The organism is Oceanihabitans sp. IOP_32, from assembly GCF_009498295.1.
Classification (GTDB): domain Bacteria; phylum Bacteroidota; class Bacteroidia; order Flavobacteriales; family Flavobacteriaceae; genus Wocania; species Wocania indica.
The window spans coordinates 1,942,018-1,960,895 of record NZ_CP040813.1; the positions used below are offsets into that span (position 1 = coordinate 1,942,018).

At 33.7% G+C, this 18,878-nt stretch carries 15 protein-coding genes; 9 read left to right on the plus strand and 6 right to left on the minus strand.

Going from position 1 to position 18,878, the window contains the following annotated elements; translation table 11 throughout:
• The first annotated feature begins 22 nt into the window (after window positions 1-22).
• A complete protein-coding gene (locus FEZ18_RS08055; protein WP_228122673.1) occupies window positions 23-2,050 on the plus strand; it encodes an FUSC family protein in 2,028 nt (675 codons plus the stop codon).
• Between the two features lie 413 nt (window positions 2,051-2,463).
• On the opposite strand, the gene FEZ18_RS08060 is transcribed toward FEZ18_RS08055, so the two are convergent.
• Both FEZ18_RS08060 and FEZ18_RS08065 read right to left on the minus strand, forming a co-directional pair.
• Window positions 2,464-4,878, minus strand: coding sequence for a protein-disulfide reductase DsbD family protein (locus FEZ18_RS08060; RefSeq protein WP_194269462.1), 2,415 nt, complete (start codon window positions 4,876-4,878; stop codon window positions 2,464-2,466).
• Between the two features lie 538 nt (window positions 4,879-5,416).
• On the minus strand, window positions 5,417-6,565 hold the full coding sequence (locus FEZ18_RS08065; protein WP_153267854.1) for a universal stress protein: 1,149 nt from the start codon (window positions 6,563-6,565) through the stop codon (window positions 5,417-5,419).
• Window positions 6,566-7,033: 468 nt separating this feature from the next.
• Between FEZ18_RS08065 and FEZ18_RS08070 the strand changes: the two genes are divergently transcribed.
• Entirely contained in the window at window positions 7,034-8,053 is a 1,020-nt protein-coding gene (locus tag FEZ18_RS08070) for a LacI family DNA-binding transcriptional regulator (RefSeq protein ID WP_153267855.1), read from the plus strand.
• 92 nt (window positions 8,054-8,145) lie between these two features.
• On the opposite strand, the gene FEZ18_RS08075 is transcribed toward FEZ18_RS08070, so the two are convergent.
• Complete coding sequence (locus FEZ18_RS08075) at window positions 8,146-8,649, minus strand: DUF456 domain-containing protein (protein WP_153267856.1); 504 nt, start codon at window positions 8,647-8,649, stop codon at window positions 8,146-8,148.
• Window positions 8,650-8,790: 141 nt separating this feature from the next.
• On the opposite strand from FEZ18_RS08075, the gene FEZ18_RS08080 reads away from it, so the two are divergent.
• The 3 genes from FEZ18_RS08080 to FEZ18_RS08090 are packed head-to-tail and all read left to right on the plus strand — an operon-like array spanning window position 8,791 to window position 11,811.
• Window positions 8,791-9,156 (plus strand): BlaI/MecI/CopY family transcriptional regulator, encoded by a 366-nt coding sequence (locus FEZ18_RS08080; RefSeq protein ID WP_153267857.1) that lies wholly within the window; start codon window positions 8,791-8,793, stop codon window positions 9,154-9,156.
• On the plus strand, window positions 9,153-11,039 hold the full coding sequence (locus FEZ18_RS08085; protein WP_228122675.1) for a M56 family metallopeptidase: 1,887 nt from the start codon (window positions 9,153-9,155) through the stop codon (window positions 11,037-11,039). Before FEZ18_RS08080 ends, FEZ18_RS08085 begins: the two co-directional genes overlap by 4 nt.
• Window positions 11,032-11,811: a tetratricopeptide repeat protein gene (locus tag FEZ18_RS08090; protein WP_153267858.1), complete on the plus strand. Its 780-nt coding sequence runs from the start codon at window positions 11,032-11,034 to the stop codon at window positions 11,809-11,811. Before FEZ18_RS08085 ends, FEZ18_RS08090 begins: the two co-directional genes overlap by 8 nt.
• A 71-nt stretch (window positions 11,812-11,882) precedes the next feature.
• Here the strand turns inward: FEZ18_RS08090 and FEZ18_RS08095 are convergent, their stop codons facing one another.
• The 3 genes from FEZ18_RS08095 to FEZ18_RS08105 are packed head-to-tail and all read right to left on the minus strand — an operon-like array spanning window position 11,883 to window position 15,276.
• Complete coding sequence (locus tag FEZ18_RS08095; RefSeq protein WP_153267859.1) at window positions 11,883-12,605, minus strand: N-formylglutamate amidohydrolase; 723 nt, start codon at window positions 12,603-12,605, stop codon at window positions 11,883-11,885.
• Entirely contained in the window at window positions 12,602-13,828 is a 1,227-nt protein-coding gene (locus FEZ18_RS08100) for a glutamate-cysteine ligase family protein (RefSeq protein ID WP_153267860.1), read from the minus strand. Before FEZ18_RS08100 ends, FEZ18_RS08095 begins: the two co-directional genes overlap by 4 nt.
• A gap of 2 nt (window positions 13,829-13,830) precedes the next feature.
• Complete coding sequence (locus FEZ18_RS08105) at window positions 13,831-15,276, minus strand: RimK family protein (protein WP_153267861.1); 1,446 nt, start codon at window positions 15,274-15,276, stop codon at window positions 13,831-13,833.
• Window positions 15,277-15,775: 499 nt separating this feature from the next.
• On the opposite strand from FEZ18_RS08105, the gene FEZ18_RS08110 reads away from it, so the two are divergent.
• The 4 genes from FEZ18_RS08110 (at window position 15,776) to hemW (ending at window position 18,873) form a co-directional block, all read left to right on the plus strand.
• Window positions 15,776-16,252 (plus strand): hypothetical protein, encoded by a 477-nt coding sequence (locus FEZ18_RS08110; RefSeq protein WP_153267862.1) that lies wholly within the window; start codon window positions 15,776-15,778, stop codon window positions 16,250-16,252.
• 140 nt (window positions 16,253-16,392) lie between these two features.
• Window positions 16,393-17,022: an outer membrane beta-barrel protein gene (locus FEZ18_RS08115; RefSeq protein ID WP_153267863.1), complete on the plus strand. Its 630-nt coding sequence runs from the start codon at window positions 16,393-16,395 to the stop codon at window positions 17,020-17,022.
• Complete coding sequence (ruvC, locus tag FEZ18_RS08120) at window positions 17,022-17,576, plus strand: crossover junction endodeoxyribonuclease RuvC (protein WP_153267864.1); 555 nt, start codon at window positions 17,022-17,024, stop codon at window positions 17,574-17,576. The genes FEZ18_RS08115 and ruvC overlap by 1 nt, the downstream gene beginning before the upstream one ends.
• Before the next feature lie 40 nt (window positions 17,577-17,616).
• On the plus strand, window positions 17,617-18,873 hold the full coding sequence (gene hemW, locus FEZ18_RS08125) for a radical SAM family heme chaperone HemW (RefSeq protein WP_410505106.1): 1,257 nt from the start codon (window positions 17,617-17,619) through the stop codon (window positions 18,871-18,873).
• Window positions 18,874-18,878: the final 5 nt, after the last annotated feature.

The window sequence follows — 18,878 nt, forward strand, 5'->3', positions numbered from 1 at the left end:
GTCTAGCGATGTAACTGGAGGTTTGAAACAAAAACAATTAGGTATCCTCTTTTCTGCAGTTCTAGTTGTAATTGTTAGCTTTATTGGAGGTTATCTACATCATTTAAATGGGCTGCTTTATCCTGTTTTGGGTATGCTCACTTTTGGTATTGCTTATATTTCTATTTATGGTTTTAGGGCTTCGCTAATCAGTTTTTCAGGTCTAATGGCTTTAGTTTTAAGTTTTGGCCATATCTCTAGTGGTTTGGAAAACTATCAATATGCTTTGCTTATTGGTCTAGGAGGTTTGTGGTATTTAATACTATCTACCATTACGCAGCATTTAAACCCGAAAGCTCAGATTGAAGAAACACTAAACAATACCTTTAAACTCACAGCTGATTTTTTAGACCTAAGAAGACAACTTATAGGCGATCAATCTTCTCGTGATGAAGTTCAATCACAACTTATGGTCGTGCAGAGCGAATTGACCGAAGATCACCAAACCTTGAGGGAAATTTTGATTTTATCTCGAAAAAGTTCGGGTAAATCTCATTATCAAGATAAACGATTATTGGTGTTTATCCAATTTGTAGAGATTCTTCAAAAGGCTATGGCAAACCCCGTAAATTATGAGAAAATGGATGCCCTTTTTGAAGAGCTTCCTAGATTTAAAACCGATTTTCAGAATTTGATTTTAGAGCTCTCTAATCAATTGAGCTTTATAGGTCAAAATATTAATAAACCAAAACTGTTTCCGTCTAATAAGAAGCTGGTTAAGGCTATTGACGAACTCGAAGAGGCTATTTTGAGACTTAAAGAGGAACACGGTTTTGAAGATTATGAGAGTTATTTAATGCTTCAAAATTTTTTAGACTATCAAATCCAGCAATATGAAAATCTTAAAAGAATAAAACGATTGCTTGGTAATCCAGAATTATCATCTAAAGACCTAGTAAAAAACGATAAAATAAAACCTTTTATTGTTTTTAAGGATTATGACTTAAGACTATTAGTAAGAAATTTTAGTTTGAGATCTACGATCTTTAAACACTCTTTACGATTGGCAATTACTGTAGTTTTTGGCTATGGCTTAGGTTTGTTATTCGATTTTCAAAATCCTTATTGGATCATGCTTAGCATTATTGTCATTATGCGACCAAGCTATGGTCTTACAAAAACCCGAACAAAAGACAGGATTTTAGGCACCCTTTTAGGGGCGGCTATTGCAACGGGTTTGGTTTATGTCATATCAGATCCTTATATCTTCGGTGTTTTAGGTTTAATAAGTTTAGTGATTGCTTTTTCTATGATAAAAAAAAACTATCGAGCTGGAGCAACTTTTATTACACTAACCGTAATTTTTATTTATGCCATTTCACAGCCCGATATTTCAAAAATTATTCAGTTTAGAGTTATCGATACTTTAGTTGGAGCAGGTTTAGCCTATATAGCTATGCGGTGGCTTTTGCCAGCTTGGTCTTTTATGAAAATCGGAGACAATATTAAAGACAGTTTAAAGGCAAATACTAACTTTTTTAAATCCATTAGCAGCTATTATCAGTACAAGGGTAAAGTGCCTTCCGACTTAAAAATGAATAGAAAAGAGGCGTTTTTACAAATGTCTAACTTGAGTTCTGCGTTTCAACTTATGGCTCAGGAACCAAAATCTAAACAAAGACATATAGATGATATTTATGAGTTGGTGGTTTTAAATCACAGCCTTTTGGCGTCCTTATCTTCGTTAAATATTTATATTCAAAATAATAAAACAACGAGTGCATCTCGCGATTTTAAGTTAATATCTGATAAGGTGATCGAAAATTTAGATCGGGTTTACGAACAATTACAAAAGATTGATTTTGAAACACCAAAAAGTACAGCTTTAAATACGGCCGAAAAATCGAGGTCTTTTAAATTCTCTGCCGCACAGCTAACAAAAGAAACGGTTTTAGAAACCTCTAACGAACACACTCATAAAGAGGCGCATTTAGTCTGGGAACAGCTGCGTTGGTTGTTTAGTTTAAGCGAGAAAATGTTAACAATTACGGCGAAGTATACAGAAATCTAAAAGCAGCGAATTGTCTTTTTCGGCCTATGGGCGTTAGTACATTTTAAAGTGTGGTTATCGGAGGGAAGCATGTAAACTAAAAAAAAACCACTTAACACCAAATTAACCACCTCATGTCGCCTATAATTCGTTTACTCACATCTTTCTATTTTGTAAATAGCTGTTCGTGATGTGCTTCGCAGTTCTTTTTCGTCCAAATTTTGGTTTAAAATCAAACCATAACTTTGGCTAAGCTTTGGTTTTGGTTCACGCCCATATTATAGTAAAATAAGGAGTTTATGAATCTGCGATTTCCATCTCATCAGCACAAAAAATAATTCAAATTAACCATACAACATTTCAACATTAAATAGGTACAAGACACGATTAAGTGGTTTTTTGTTCACCTATTCTTGACAAATGCCAGCCCAAAATTAATTAAAACGATCTATTCCCGCCTTCATCCAACTGTAGTATTCCTCGGCATCGGGGGTATAGCCAATAGGCTCATTTATGTTTTTACCATCGAGATCTACAAACACATAGAACGGCTGTGTATTTGTTTTGAATTTAACGGTTTGAAACTCACTCCATTTCTGTCCGATATATTTTAACTTCTTACCGGGTCTTAGTTTAGAATCTACGACTTCGTCTTCTGGTAATTTTCGTTTGTCATCCACATAAAGCGATATCAATACGATGTCGTTTTTAAGCATGCTTAGTATTTCAGGATTTACCCAAACGTTTTGTTCCATTTTACGACAATTTACACAGGCATATCCTGTAAAATCTAGCATAACGGGCTTATTTACCTGTTTAGCATAGGCCATACCCTTATCGTAATCATTAAAACTTAAAATTTGATGAGGCGCTAATAAACGCGCACCTTCTGGTAGATTTTCTTCTATTGTACTAGGCACGCCGCCGCCTACTTTAGAATGCCCTACACCATAAGGGGATTCTGCATAATCTAACGGTGGTGGAAAGGCACTAATTAAATTTAATGGAGCACCCCAAAGCCCTGGAATCATATAAACCGTAAAGGCTAAAACGAACATGCCTAAGCTTAATCGACCCACAGATATATGCGTTAGGGGTGAGTCGTTAGGGAGTTTTATTTTTCCGAATAAATATAAAGCCAAAGTACCAAAAATAGCAATCCAAATGGCTATAAAGACCTCACGCTCTAAAAAATGTAATTGTAAAACTAAATCGGCCTGTGATAAAAACTTAAAAGCCAGTGCCATTTCTAAAAATCCTAACACAACTTTTACTGTATTTAACCATCCACCAGATTTTGGCAAAGAATTTAACCAACCAGGAAAAGCTGCAAACAAGGCAAATGGTAGAGCTATGGCTAACGAAAACCCTAACATACCAACTATTGGAGCGATACCCCCCTTAGACGCGGCCTCAACCAGAAGTGTGCCTACAATAGGTCCAGTACAAGAAAAGGAGACTAGCGCCAAGGCCAAGGCCATAAAGAATATGCCTATTAAACCACCTCTATCGGCTTGTTTGTCTACATTATTGAGCCATTTATTCGGTAAAACTATTTCGAAAGCACCTAGAAAGGACAATGCAAATACAATTAATAACAAAAAGAAAATAAGGTTAAACCATACGTTTGTGGCCATAGCATTTAAAGCATCGGCCCCAAAAATGGCAGTAACAGCAATTCCTAAAATAAGATATATGATAATTATACTAATACCGTAAATTATGGCGTTTTTCACACCTTTCGCTTTTGTTTTACTTTGTTTTGTAAAGAAGCTCACCGTCATAGGAATCATTGGAAAAACACAAGGGGTTAACAAGGCTGCAAAACCAGATAAAAAGGCGATAAAAAAGATGGCCCATAGCCCTTTATTAGCAGACTTCTTCGATGGTGCATCATCAACTATGATATCGGTGGTCGCTTTTGTGGCCTGGCTTAAATCGAAAACCAAATCTTTGTATGTTGGAGCAGTACATTGTTTATCGTTACAAGCCATATAAACCACTTCGGCTTGAATAGAAGTAATGTCTGCATTTAAAATCTCTATTTTTTGTTTAAACTCTGCTGTGTTTTTAAAATAGGTGATTTCCATTTCAAAAACTTTATCCATAACAGTAATACCTTTAGGCTCTTGAGTTTTACCTATTGGCTTAGCATGTTTTGCGAATTGATAATCGAATGTTGTTGGAATAGGACCATTTTCTGGGACGTTTTGAGCGTATAGATGCCAACTGTCTTCAATGGTTGCTTTAGATATTAAAATATAGTGGCTGTCGGATATTTTTTCTACGGAAGTACTCCATTTTACCGGATCTACTATTAGATTTTCAGAAGATGAATCTTCTAATTGAAAACTAGCCGAAACCGTTTTCGTGGGCTCGATGTTTTTAAGATTAAATTCTAAATCTATGTATTCGGGAGGCAAACATCTGGAATCATCACAAACCATAAATTCTACTTCACCTTTTACCAAAGCGAGTTCATTATTTAACACCTTAATGCGTTGTTTAAACTCTGCTTTATTATCAAAGTACTTAATACGCATGTTAAAAATGGGGTCGTCTACAGTATATCCTTCACCTTCAGAAACCTTACCAATTAATTCGAAGTCTTTATTAGTTTTAAAGGTAAATGTGGTTGGAATAGGGCCATTTTCAGGAACGTTTTGCGAGTATAAATGCCAACCAGAATCTATAGTAGCATTAACAATAAGATCGTATTCAGTTTCCGATATTTTTTCAATGGATGTACTCCATTGTACTGGTTCGAATACTTGCGAAAATGCACTAATACTAAACGATAATATTAAAAATAAAACTAGTTTGTGGAAGGCTACGAATTTATGGAACATGCGTTTTTGGGTCTTTTTCTGTTATTTCTATAAGTTAACTGCGGTTAAAATTACTTTTTTTGAGTTAAAATAAGGGTTTCAACAAACTCTGCTGGGCTTATATAAACCTATTAATACTACAACAAATGTTGTTTTTGCAAAACATACTGAGCGCCAAGCAGTGGTTTATAAAAAGCTGCAATTTACGTAAGAAAACGGTATTGTTATCAAACGTTTAAGATTATTTTATGAATGTGTTCTTTTTTGATTTAGCTGTTATTTTTCAAACCATTAAACTGTTTATTTTGAAAAAAATAAGACTGTTATAGGAGTACTACTGAAGAATAGAAGCATTATAACGAAAGCTTCAACAACACTTCTTTTAAACATTCAAGGCTTATGGAAAATTGGAGATAGAACTACGTTTTAATTTTGTTGAGATGCGTTTTATGCCAAAGATATACATCCTCGATTATAATAAATAAAAGACAACATTATGAGTTGCCTTTTATTTAGGTTTAATGTTTTTTTATTTAAAATGTGTTTAAATAAAAACCAATTAATTGTTTGAGGTGTAATGTTTTGTGATTGCTTTCTCAATGGTTTCATCCCACAAGGTTATTAACATATCTTTTGCCAAATTACTGTAATACTCTGCTTTGGCTTTATCGTCAATAATTTTAAAAATATTGGCGAGTTTATACAACGATGGAATATGCATGCTATTAATTTGAATACAAATTAAATATTTACCAATAGCTTGTTTGTAATCACCACTGTCAAACAAGGCGTTACCTTGTTTATAGTTGGATTCTAAATCTTTTATTTCATCATCAAATTTCAAGTCAAGAATATTATCTGTTCTGGTGGTTATAAACGAGCAAGGTACCTCGCGTGTAACTTTTTCTGTGACACTACCCATTACAAATCTGTTTAATCCAGAGCGGCCATGGGTTCCCATAATTAGTAAATCGTGATCGTCCTCTTTAATAGACTTCAAAATTTGAACATGAGCCAATCCAGATTTAATTTCTACGGTAAAGTTTAAACCTTGTAAATCGAAATTTTCGAGGAATGTCTTCATCTCATTCTCCATCTCTTCTAATCTTCGAGCGTTTTCTTTTTCAACTTCATCTTTAAACCTCACAGACAAACTCGAAAATTTACCATATACTCCTAAAATGGTTAAATCGGCATTAAAGAATTTCGCTAATAAAATGGCGTTTTTTAAAGCAAAACTAGATGGTTCAGAGAAATCGACAGGACACAATATTTTAGAGAGTTTGTTTTTTCTATCAGACTTCACAACCCACACAGGTTTTTCAGACTGTCTCATAAGATTTTCGGTAGTGCTGCCTCGTTTGTTTCCGTCTTTACTGTCTATACTTCCCGAGCCCATGAGAATAAGATCGACATTTTCTTCAGTAGCGACTTTAAGAATGGTTTTTACAGGATTGCCATATTCCATGATTTGTTCTTGCACTTTTAAGCCCTCTTTTTCAAAAACACCTTGGATCTTATTTAAAACCTCTGTTGCATTGTTAATAACTATATCCTTTATGGCCTCGTTTACACCATCTTCTGGCAGAACATGCATGATTATGATTTCGGAGTTACCCAACCTCGCAATTTTGATAGCGGTATTTAACTGTTCTTTGGAGTCCATGTTGACATCTATAGGAACTAATATCTTTTCAAGTAATTTCATGGTTTTTGGTTTAAAAATTATTTGCTAATTATTATAAATTCCATAATCTAAATCATTTTGATATTAAATTATGGAACAATTTAAATGTAAAAATATACAAACTTAGTAATATAACTACAAATTGCGTGTAAATGTCAGGAATATCCTGAATATTTAAACTCTTAAAGATTTTTTATGGAACTTAATGTTAAGTTTAAAGTGTTTTTAGGCTTAAATCTGCACAGTTTGTTAACATACTTAGCGTTACAAATTACAAATTATTACTCGCTTTTACAAGTTGAAATTGTTTTATAAGCACAACGAACTGTTAATCTTTTTTTCTCAGGTTTTTTCTTTATAATTACCTTGGCTAGCTGTTAAGAAAAATACTGAGTAACGATTTTATTATGGGTTATCTTTTGTTGTCTTACTACTGGGATGTTGTAATTTTGTAAATTGCGTTATTCATAACATAAAAGTGTTAATATTATGGTTACCTTAAAACAATTGGCAAAAGAGTTAAACGTGTCGATATCTACCGTTTCAAAAGCTTTAAATAACAGTGAGGAGATTGGTAAAGAAACGATTAAGCGTGTTAAAGAACTTGCAGAATTGTATAATTATAAACCTAATAAAGTAGCCTTAAGTTTAAAACAAAATCGAACCAATACTATTGGTGTTATCATACCAGACATTCTCAATTATTTTTTAGCCAAAGTTTTATATGGAATTGAGCGTGAGGCTTCAAAACATGGCTATAATATTATGACTTGTATTTCTAATGAATCTTTAGAAAAAGAGAAAGAAAGCTTGCAGATATTGGCTAATGGGAGTGTCGATGGGTTTATTTTATGTGTTTCTGAAGAGACGCAAATTAAAAATGAAATTAAACATTTTGAAAATATAATTAAACAAGGCCTACCTATTGTGATGTTCGATAGAGTGGCTCACGATGTGTTTTGCGATAAGGTAATTGTCGACGATTTCGATGCCACCTACCGCGCCACCCAAAAACTTTTAAAAGAAAATAGAAAGCACATTGCCTTTATAAGTACTATTTCTGATTTGAGTGTTGGTAAATTAAGAGAGCAAGGCTATAACAAGGCGATTTTAGAGCATCCCGCTAACAAAAAAATAACCTTAAAAATACAAAAAGAAGACAATGCTCATGAGAAAATAGAGGCTTTTTTACAGGCGCATAAAAATATTGATGCCGTAATTGCTGCCGATAGCACCTCGGGAATCACCTCCATTAATATTGCAAAAAGTTTTGGCTTAAATGTGCCTAAAGATATATCGGTTATAGGATTTTCTAGTCAAACCTTTGCCAAGCTTTCATTGCCTAAGTTAACCACAATTAGGCAGCATGCTAAAGAAATTGGCGCTAATGCCGCTCAAATGCTTATTGAACGTCTTCAAAGTCAGGATAAACTTAAAGAACAGCGTGATTTTAGAACTAAAATAGTAAAAACGAGCTTGGTAGAAAACGGTTCGACCTTAAGTTTGTAAAGTCAACAATATAAAAATTAAAGAACACTAAAGGTTTTGCGATGTCACCTGGTGCCAGAATTTTGTGCGATAGTTTTATGAGTAGAGTTTTTCTAAAATGAAAAAAGAGGAGCTCTATAATCCCATAACATTCCTATAAATAATCCCAGATAAATAATAGCGACTATAAATTTGATGAACGTTGAGGTTAAAAACCCAATAAAAGAGCCAAATGCTGCTTTTAATGCGGTTTTCGAATCGGCTTTGTTTAATAGCTCGCCAATAAGCGCACCAACAAAAGGTCCAATTATAATACCCCCTGGAATAGGCGCGATTAAGCCCACAATTAGTCCTAGAGTGGTACCAATCATACCATATTTAGTGCCCCCAAAACGTTTTGTGCCTATAACAGGAATGATATAATCCAGCACCCAAATCAAGATAGCAATAACCAATGTGATAATTACAAAATCTATATTCATTGGTATCGCATCTGTAAAATGTAGAAGTAATAAGCCCAACCAGCTAGTTAAGGGTCCCGGTAGTACGGGAAGAAAACTACCCAGAATTCCTAAAATAATAAATAGAGTAGAAGCTATAACTAAAATAATATCCATATAGAGGGGTTGTGTGTTTGACAGTTAGACGCTAAATTAAAGAAATTGTTACAATTTTTAAACTAAAAACTTAGTTTGAACTAATTTTTTAGTTATATTTGTTTACTAAGAGTTTAGTTGAATATAGAAAATCTATAAAAAATGAAACAGCTTACCAAAGCAGAAGAAGATATTATGCAAATACTATGGCAACTTAATAAAGCCAATGTAAAAGCGATAGTAGAAGAATTTCCGGAACCAAAACCAGCTTACAATACCGTATCTACTATTGTTAGAATTTTAGAAAGTAAAGGCTTTGTAGATTATGAAAAAAAAGGAAAGGGACATTTGTATTTTCCTTTAATATCTCAGCAAGAATACAGCAATCAATCTATAAATAAGTTGGTAGATAATTATTTTCAAGGCTCGTTTAAAAGTATGGTGTCTTTCTTTATGAAAAAAAATGACATCAGTTTAAACGAGCTTGAATCGGTTTTAAAAGAAATCAATAAAAAGGATAACGAATGATACATTATATTCTTCAAACAATAGTCTTCCAATTATTATTTCTATTGGCCTACGATGTTTTGTTTAAAAAAGAAACATTTTTTAGATGGAACCGCGTGTATCTCTTAGCAACTGCTATACTGTCTTTTGCACTTCCTATTATAAAAATTAATGGGTTTAAAGACACCTTACCAAAAAACTATATTATGGAATTGCCTGAGGTGGTTTTGGGTACATTATCTATCCCCCAGAATAATTCCATTCGTTTAAATACCGTGGTTTTAAAGCAGAACAATACTTCGAATTGGGAGTTTATATTTTTTATAGGCTTATGTGTGGCTTTTTGCTTGTTTATTTATAAAATTTTTAAAATTTACAGTTTAGCAAAAAAGAACCCAAGACAAACTAGGGGCAATATCGTGCTGGTTGAATTATTAAATAGTAGCGCCGCCTTTTCATTTTTCAATTATATTTTTTTAGGAGCGGGTATTAAAGCGGAAGATAAAGACGCTATTCTTCAGCATGAGCTCATTCACGTACAGCAAAAGCACATCTTTGATTTATTGTTTTTTGAAGTGTTGCGTATAGTATTCTGGTTTAATCCTTTCATCTACATATATCAAAGCAGAATGGCAATCTTACACGAGTTTATTGCCGATTCACATGCCGTAAAGCATCACAATAAAGCACAATATTATCAAAATTTATTGGCTCAAGTTTTCAAGACTCAAAATATATCATTCATCAATACATTTTTCAAACAATCATTAATCAAAAAACGAATTGTTATGTTATCTAAATCAAAATCAAAACAAGTGCATTTATTAAAGTTTGTGGTATTAGTTCCATTGGTTTTTGGAATGTTGATATACACTTCCGCCCAAGCGAAAGAGAAAACAAATGAGAATAGATTAGTGCCATTAGAGATTGAAAATTTATTCGATAAACAATTCGAAGAAAAATTACCAATGGTTTATAAACAAACGAAACTAACTGACGACACTAAAGGAAATCGCAAAGCGAAACCTGCGTTGATGGCCAAAGACGATGCATTCTCAAAGCTCGTTATAGTTGAAGAAGAAAAAACAACAACAAATCTTAAAGAAAAAAAACAAACAGCAACCAGTAAACAGGATTACAATACTATTGAAGTACCTTTTGCTATTGTAGAAGAAGTGCCCGTATTCCCAGGTTGCGAAAACTTAACAAAAGAAGAGCAGAGAACATGTTTTTCAGAAAATATTTCAAAGCATGTTAGTGAAAACTACAATGTAGATTTGGCAGAAAAATTAGATTTAAAAGGAAGACAACGCATTAATGTTATTTTTAAAGTCAATAAAGAAGGAAATATCGTTGAGATACGTTCCAGATCAAAACATCCCGCTTTAGAGTCGGAGGCGAATAGAGTAATTAAATCGCTACCAAAAATGATTGCAGGAAGACATAAAGGAAAACAAGTAACGGTAGCTTATTCATTACCAATAGTTTTTGAAATTAAAGAGGAAGCTAAAAAGAAAGAAACTGAATTAGTGACAATTAATGGGGTGGAAGTCCCTTTTGCAGTTGTTGAAGAAACACCAATATTTCCTGGTTGCGAAAACTTAACAAGAGATGCCCAAAAAAATTGTTTTTCAGAAAAAATAGCAAAGCATGTTAACGAAAACTTTAATACTGGTTTGGCAAAAAAATTAGGCTTGTCTGGCAGACAGCGAATACACGGTATATTCAAAATAGACACAGGCGGCTATATAACAGGTGTACGCGCAAGAGCGGCACAACCAGAATTAGAAGCAGAAGCCGAGCGTGTTATTAAATCCTTACCAAAAATGATTCCCGGAAAGCAACGAGGTAAAAAAGTAATAGTTCCTTATTATTTACCGATAGTATTTGAGGTCAATGAGTAGATTGCTTTGTGTTATTTTTATACTAGTAATATTTAAAACCCAAGCACAAACATCGGTTTTAAAACATGCCGATAGTTTGTTTGCTTATGGTCATTACAGTAAAGCCATTGTACAATATAAGACGCACAATAATCTACCGGAAGTTTATTATAAAATGGCAAAAGCATTCATCGCCATTGGAAATTATGACGAGTCATTGGTTCACTACAAAAAAGCTGTTGAAACAAACCCGAAAAACAGTTTATTAAAATATGACTTCGCTAGGTTTTTATACCAGATTAAAAAATACAAGAGCGCATCAAAAGTATTTGAAGAGTTGGTTTACACAGATTCTAAAAACCCGAATTTTCATTATGAGTTGGGGCTAGCTTTGGAGCAATTAAACGATTCTACCGCGCAACATAAGTTCTATAGTGCTTTTGAATTGGATAGCACACACCAAAAAGCCATTTACAAAATAGCTAAAGCGCATTTGAAGAAGAGACGGTTTAAAACGGCAAACAAACTCATCGATATTGGTCTGTCATCGTATAAAAACAACAAACAATTAATAAGCCTAAAAGCTCAGAATTATTATGCGCAAAAGCAGTATAGAGCGGCTATTATTTGGTTTGAAAAGCTATTAGAACTAGGAGAATCTTCTATGTTTATACATGAAATGCTAGCGACAGCTTATAGCTATTTATACCACTATGAGATGGCGATACATCATCAAGAAATAGTTTTAAATTTTAGAAAAGATAAATGCGCGTTGATTAAAAACAAAGTTTAGTAAAAAAAACTGTTGTTATACATGAATTTGAAGGAAATGCTAGTTTCTGTATTGGTAAATTCTCAAAGAATTTAAAATATCTTATTGGTTATTTCAGAATTATACTCTCTATGTTTTTGTTTAAATGAGCCTAAACATTCTAATATTGTTTGTTTTAAAATATGTGGCATCTTGTTATTTTGATAAAATTTCTGATTAATTTCAATCTCAACTCCAATGTAATTTATTGGGAATTGCTTTCTCAAATACGTAGTAAAACCGTCTGATTTCCCTAAATAGGGTTGATTTAATCGTATTTTATAATTACTCTGATTAATTAACTCCAATTTTAACGCTTTGGAGAACTGTTTTTCTTTCTGAATTCGGGAATCATATAATAAACCAATTTCCACTGAACGCTGTAAACCTTTCCAAACTGGCGTAAAACTATGCACAGATATATGTACAACCGTTTCTCCCTGTTTTATATACTTCGAAATTTCAGCTTCAATACCATCTCGATAAGGCTTGTAAAACTGATTTATAATTTTGTTCTTCTCTGGTTTTGATAGATTCTGAGTAAATTCAGAAAACAGACATTTATGATGTAACGAACGATTTAATTCGATTAGTAAGCGACTGGTTATGCTGTGTTTTGAAAAATCGGCTATCGGTTCTAGAGTTTTAAAAACATCCAAAGCACCCAAGTCATAACCACGATGGGAATTTAAAATAGCTTCTTGGTTCGAAAAAAGCGATTCGTATTCCTTTGGAATAATATTCCCACCATGTTCACACGTCAACACTATTTTCACGGCTTAAACATTTTGTTTTTATTTAAACAATCTGCTAAATGCTTATAAACCGATGCCATATGTGTTTCTGAAAAATTGTTGTTCATCGCTTTCAAAATTCGGGTTGCCAAAGTACCTTCCTTCAGCATATAACTTAAGGCCTCGTGATGAGATTCGTGAATGTCCTTTTTTGTCAATTCAAAAAGATATTGCCATAGTTCCTGAACGGCTATAGAATTTGACACTTTAAATAACTGTAAATAGTCTAAATTTGAAATAACCGTCGTTTCAGCATCCTTAATAGTTGTATTTAAAATATGAAATAAATCCGGTTCCAAACAATTTTTCTGTTGTTCCAGACTTGACAGTTTCTCATCGACCAAAATTTTTAAGACTTCAATAATTAGTGCGCAAATGGCAATATCTGCTTTTGGGCATTCTTGGATATCAACCAAGCGAATTTCAATAGCATTTCTATCAAATCGTGCTATTGCACCTCTAGAATTTAGAAAATGATGATCTAAAATGTTATGAGTGTCGTGCGGTTTTATTGCGCGTTTTATAGGTTCGAAAATTGTACGGTAATACGCGTCTTTACTAAAAACACGCTCTGGAATGACCATGCCTGTTAGTTCTGGAATTTCTTTTTGGTTTGTTTTATAGTATTCTAACCGCGCATCTTTAAAACCCGTATATTTTCCTTCTAATATGGGAGAGCTTGCACACAAACCAGGAATAAGCGGTAAAAGAATACGGATTGCTGCGTGTAACTTTTCGAACTCCTTATCATCATAAAAGGGCAAGTTAATGTGCGTGCTTTGTACATTGCTCCAACCATGCCCTTTACAGTTAAAAATGCGATTATATAGTTCGTAAACCTCGCTATAACTATGTTTCCAAAGTTCGGTGTCTGTTAAAGGATTTAACAAAGGATGTGCTGCAGTTGGCAACAAATATGTGTCAAACTCTTTTAATAGCTGATTGATTTCAACTACATTCTGATGAAATAATTCAGGCAAACTATTTAAATCTGCCGTTGGTCCATTGGTTTTTAATTCTACCACATGGGCAACCAATTCGTTACTCCAAGCGATAGCACCGTTTTCGATATCGGAAGTTAGTTTACCTGCCTTTTTAGTAAGCAGTTTATCCACAATAGCGGCTGGTTTTAAGGTGTTTGAAACAAGCATATATTCCAACTCAATACCATAAACTTCAAATAAATGATATCTTTTAGCGCTCATAATTAGTCTAATCTGGTTTTTAAAGCGTTTAAAATCTCTGTATATATAAGATCTCCATAAAAAGCATCTTCCACACCAAAGTCAATGTTAGGATTATCATTGATTTCAATAACCATTGGTTTTCTATTAATAACTTTAATGTCAATACCGTATAAGCCTTTCCCCATTAGTTTAGCAGATTTTACAGCCATATTTAATACTTTTTTTGGGACTTTTTCTATTGGTAAGCAATCGGCATTTCCATCTTGTTCGCCTTTCTTTTTTGCATCCCAATTATAAATTTGCCAATGGCCTTTAGCCATATAATATTTACAGGCATAAAACGGTTTGTGGTCAATAATGCCAATACGCCAATCGTAATCTGATGGGCAAAACTCTTGTGCAATAATTAAATCGGACTCTTGTAGCATGCTATTCACTAACGTGTGAAATTCTTCTTCTGTTTTTGCTTTCTTAACACCAAAGGAAAAAGTAGAATCTGGGGCTTTTAAAACACAAGGCAAACCGACTTGTTTAATTACATCGTTTCTGTTTTCTTTATGTACAATTACTGTTTTTGGTGTATCAATATTGGCATTACTCAAAGCTTCTGCCATATATACTTTGTTACAACACTTTAAGATAGCGTCGGGATAATCGACAATAGCAATGCCTTCCTGTTGTGCTTTTCTGGCAAAGGCGTATGCTTCGTTATTTACTTCTGTACTTTGACGTATAAATAACGCATCAAAAGACGATAATCGAGATAAATCTTTTGGTTCGATAATTTCGGCATAGATATTCATTTTCTCTGCGATATCTATGAACTTCTTTAGTGCTTTTGCATTGCTAGGTGGTGCGGGATCGTTAGGGTTTACTAAAATTGCTAAATCGAAATCCGATTTGGTTAATTTTGGTGTATCGTAGCGTTTTTTAGCAAAATATTGATTGGCAAATTCGTGCACACTCGACATATGTTCTGGCGGCATTTCCGATTCTGAAATAGCCCGAATGCTCTGCACATGCCATTTGTTACTATGATTAAATTTTACACGTAAAAAAGGCACTTGAAAATGCTTGTAAAACAGGGCGCTCAATTCTTTATACTTTTGAGCCACATTCTGACCAAAATAAATACTTAATATAAAGTTTTGTGATTTAATGTTTTTTAAACTTTGTTGAATAACATCATCGAACTCTTCTGATACAATCCTGACGAGTTTTAGAGCTTTTAAATCCACAATATTTTTAACCGTAGGAATAGCTAAATGTCCCCGTGCTTCAGCTAAAAGCGATACATAATAACCTTTAGATTGATAGGAGTAATCTCTACATAAATTAAAGATTCTCGCTTTTTTTAAGCGCGAAAATTCTGGGTTAGTAAGATATTCTTGCGATGAAATTACGGTAATGTTCTCGATTGAGAAATTCCATTTTTTAGGTTGATTAACAACAATGTACTTGTTCATTATTAGGGCATACGTGCGATGTATATTTTAATCTAAATTAGTTTATTTTTAAATACGTTTTACATGACATTAAAAATATTTTTAACCACGTTGTTGTGTTTTTAGAGCCCTTAAAAGCAGTGTTTTAAAAGGTGTTTTTAACACTTTTAACTCACGTTTTATTTTGCAAAATGAGAGACAGTAATAAACAATAAAAATCGATGATCATTAAATAATATGATGTGAGTACTAATAATAGAATGTTATTGTGGGTAAAGTAAAAACACAATGATTACAATTCAGGCTCAATCCACCGTTATTAGCATTTCTGGAGGCGATTTTTAGATATAACTACACGAATAGCCGAGGTTTTTGATCTAAAAATATAAATGGTAATGAATTTATTCTAGTTAAATTATAACTAAATCTTTGTAGAGTAGTTTTAATTTGGCATAATATCGATGCCAAACTAGATATTAAAATCTAAAAAAATTGTATTTTTCGGTTTCATTTTTAATTCATGAGGCAAGCTTACGTTTTATTACTGTTTTTAGTGTTTAATTCTTGCGAGAATTTTAAGGTAAGAAAAACATCTCCAGAAGCCATTTTAAAAGAGGAACTACAATCTTTTAATTGGAATGAGGTGGATGTCTACCCAGCATTTTCTGTATGTGATTCCTTGGCCAGTAAAGAAGAAAAGAAAGCCTGTTTTCAAGAGGTGTTAATAACGCATATTTCAGCGTTTTTACAAGATGAGATTATTATTGTTTCAAGAGATATTAGCGATACCATTGTTTTAAATTTTCAAGTGTCGGAAACTGGCGATTTAAAATTATTACAGGCCAAAATAGATTCTTTAACTATTCAAGAAATTCCCAATATTAAAGATTTACTCTATAAAAGCTTAGATTCGTTACCTGATATTTTTCCGGCCATAAAACGAGGCCAACAAGTTACTACAGCGTTTCAATTACCAATAATTGTAAAAGTAAATTAATCTTGAGTTGTTAAAATTAATTAATCGTTATTAGCGACACGAGATAATTGAAACAGCACAAAAAATAATTGCTTAGTTTTGTGTACTAATGTATTTCTTATCATTAGGAATATCATGTTAACTTAAATCCATAGTATGATATGGCTCTAAAAAATAAATCGTTTGTTTTTATTATATTTTTTACATTTTTTAGTTTTTTCGGATTTTCACAAATGGACTCGAATACTATTAAAGCCCAGTTTGCACTTGGTGTAAATAACCCGTCGTTAGATGGCTTTGTAAGTAGCTTTGAGCCGCAAGTCGTTAATTTTCCCAGTATTAACTTAGGTGTGCAGTATATGTTTAAACCCTTATTAGGGGCAAAGTTGGATTTTGGATATAATCGGTTTTCAAATTCAAATAACACAGCAGAGTTTAAAGTTAACTATACACGGTTTAATGCCCAATTGGTGTATAATACGTCCAGATTAACAAGTTTTTTACCTAAGCCTATGGCCACTTTTGTACATGCAGGGCCAGGCTATACAGCTATAAAACCCTTGGGTAATTATCCCCAAAACGATACCTCGTTTTTAAATGCGATGGCGGGCGTCGAGTTTCATTATGGCCTTTCTGAGAAGCTTTCAATGTATGTCGACGTGTCGTATATTTATGGATTTGCCAAAGATTTCGATCCTATTTCTAGTGGTTTTGGATCTTTTAACGGAAACGTATTAACCTTAACTATTGGCGCCTCTATTTCGCTTAGTGGTTGTAAATATTGCGATTAATGAGCAAGGAACGAATAATTTTAGGTATTGATCCAGGAACAACTATAATGGGTTTTGGGCTTATAAAAGTGGTAGGTAAAAATATGGTGTTTTTGCAACTTAATGAGTTAGATTTAAAAAAGTATAGCGATCATTATTTAAAACTGAAACTAATTTTCGAGCGTACTATAGAACTCATAGATACACATCATCCAGACGAAATCGCGATTGAAGCTCCTTTTTTTGGAAAAAACGTGCAAAGTATGCTCAAGTTGGGTCGCGCTCAAGGGGTGGCTATGGCCGCAGGCTTAAGCAGACAAATTCCCATTACTGAATACTTGCCTAAAAAAATAAAAATGGCCATTACCGGTAACGGTAACGCGAGTAAAGAACAGGTGGCTAAAATGCTGCAAAGTTTGTTAGGCTTAAAAACCTTGCCTAAAAACCTCGATGCTACCGATGGATTGGCGGCTGCCGTTTGTCATTTTTACAATTCAGGAAACGTTATTGTTGGTAAAAGCTATTCGGGTTGGAGTGCATTTGTAAAGCAGAATGAAGACCGAGTTAAAAAGTAAGCTGTTACCATCTTACAGTAACAAAACTAAAAACACCTCATTGAAAAATTCTAGAAAAGATAATATTGATTACAGTAACGCCTTGAGAGCAACAGGAACGAATGATAAGGCCTCAAACGCACTTGGTGCTGGCATCTACATTCATATCCCGTTTTGCAAGCAAGCTTGTTTTTATTGCGACTACCACTTCTCAACATCTTTAAAAAAGAAAGAAGCATTGATTCAAGCTCTTGTAAAAGAAATAGAGTTGCGAAAAGACGAATTAAAAAACCACCAGGTAGAAACCATTTATTTTGGCGGTGGAACACCCTCTATTTTAGCTATTGCTGATTTGCGGGTGCTAATTGATGCCGTTTATAAAAATTTTAACGTCGTAAATCGTGCTGAGGTCTCTTTAGAGGCCAATCCAGACGATTTAATGGCGGTTAAAGCACAATCCGGGAGTATTTTTCAAGCCTATAAATCTATAGGGATTAATCGATTAAGTATTGGGATACAGTCCTTTTTTGAAGACGATTTAAAAAGCATGAATCGCGCTCATAGTGCCAATGAAGCTAAAGCTTGTTTGCAAGAGGCCACCCGTCATTTTAAAGATATTACTATCGATTTAATTTACGGTATTCCTAATATGAGTTTAGAAAAATGGAATGAAAATTTAGACATCGCCCTTAGTTTTGGCATCAATCATATTTCGAGTTACGTGTTAACCGTTGAGCCAAAAACGGCTTTGAAAGCCTTTATAAAAAAAGGAAGCTATCCCCCAATCGATGAGCCTTTGGCTTTACAGCATTTTAATTATTTAATAGAAAAAACAAAGGCCCACGGTTTTGTGCAATACGAGATTTCCAGCTTTGGTAAACCTAATTGTTTTTCAAAACACAATACGAGCTATTGGCAGGGTAAACCCTACATAGGTATTGGGCCTTCGGCGCATTCGTACAGCAAAACCCAGCGCAGTTGGAATGTCTCAAACAACTCTAAATACATTAAATCTATTAATAATAATGAGCTTCCTCATACCATAGAGACCCTTTCTATAACCGACCAATACAACGAGTATGTTATGATAGGTTTGCGCACCATGTGGGGGGTATCTTTAAATAAGATTGAGCACGATTTTGGGCTGTCGTATCGTGTACATTTAGAAAAAGCATCAGAGAAATTTATAGATGAAGAGCTGCTTTCAGTATCCGTTATAAGCGACAAAGAGCAACAAAATGCCATAAAAATACTAAAGGCAACCCCAAAAGGGATGTTTTTAGTTGACGGAATGGTTGCAGAATTGTTTTTGATTTAATTATA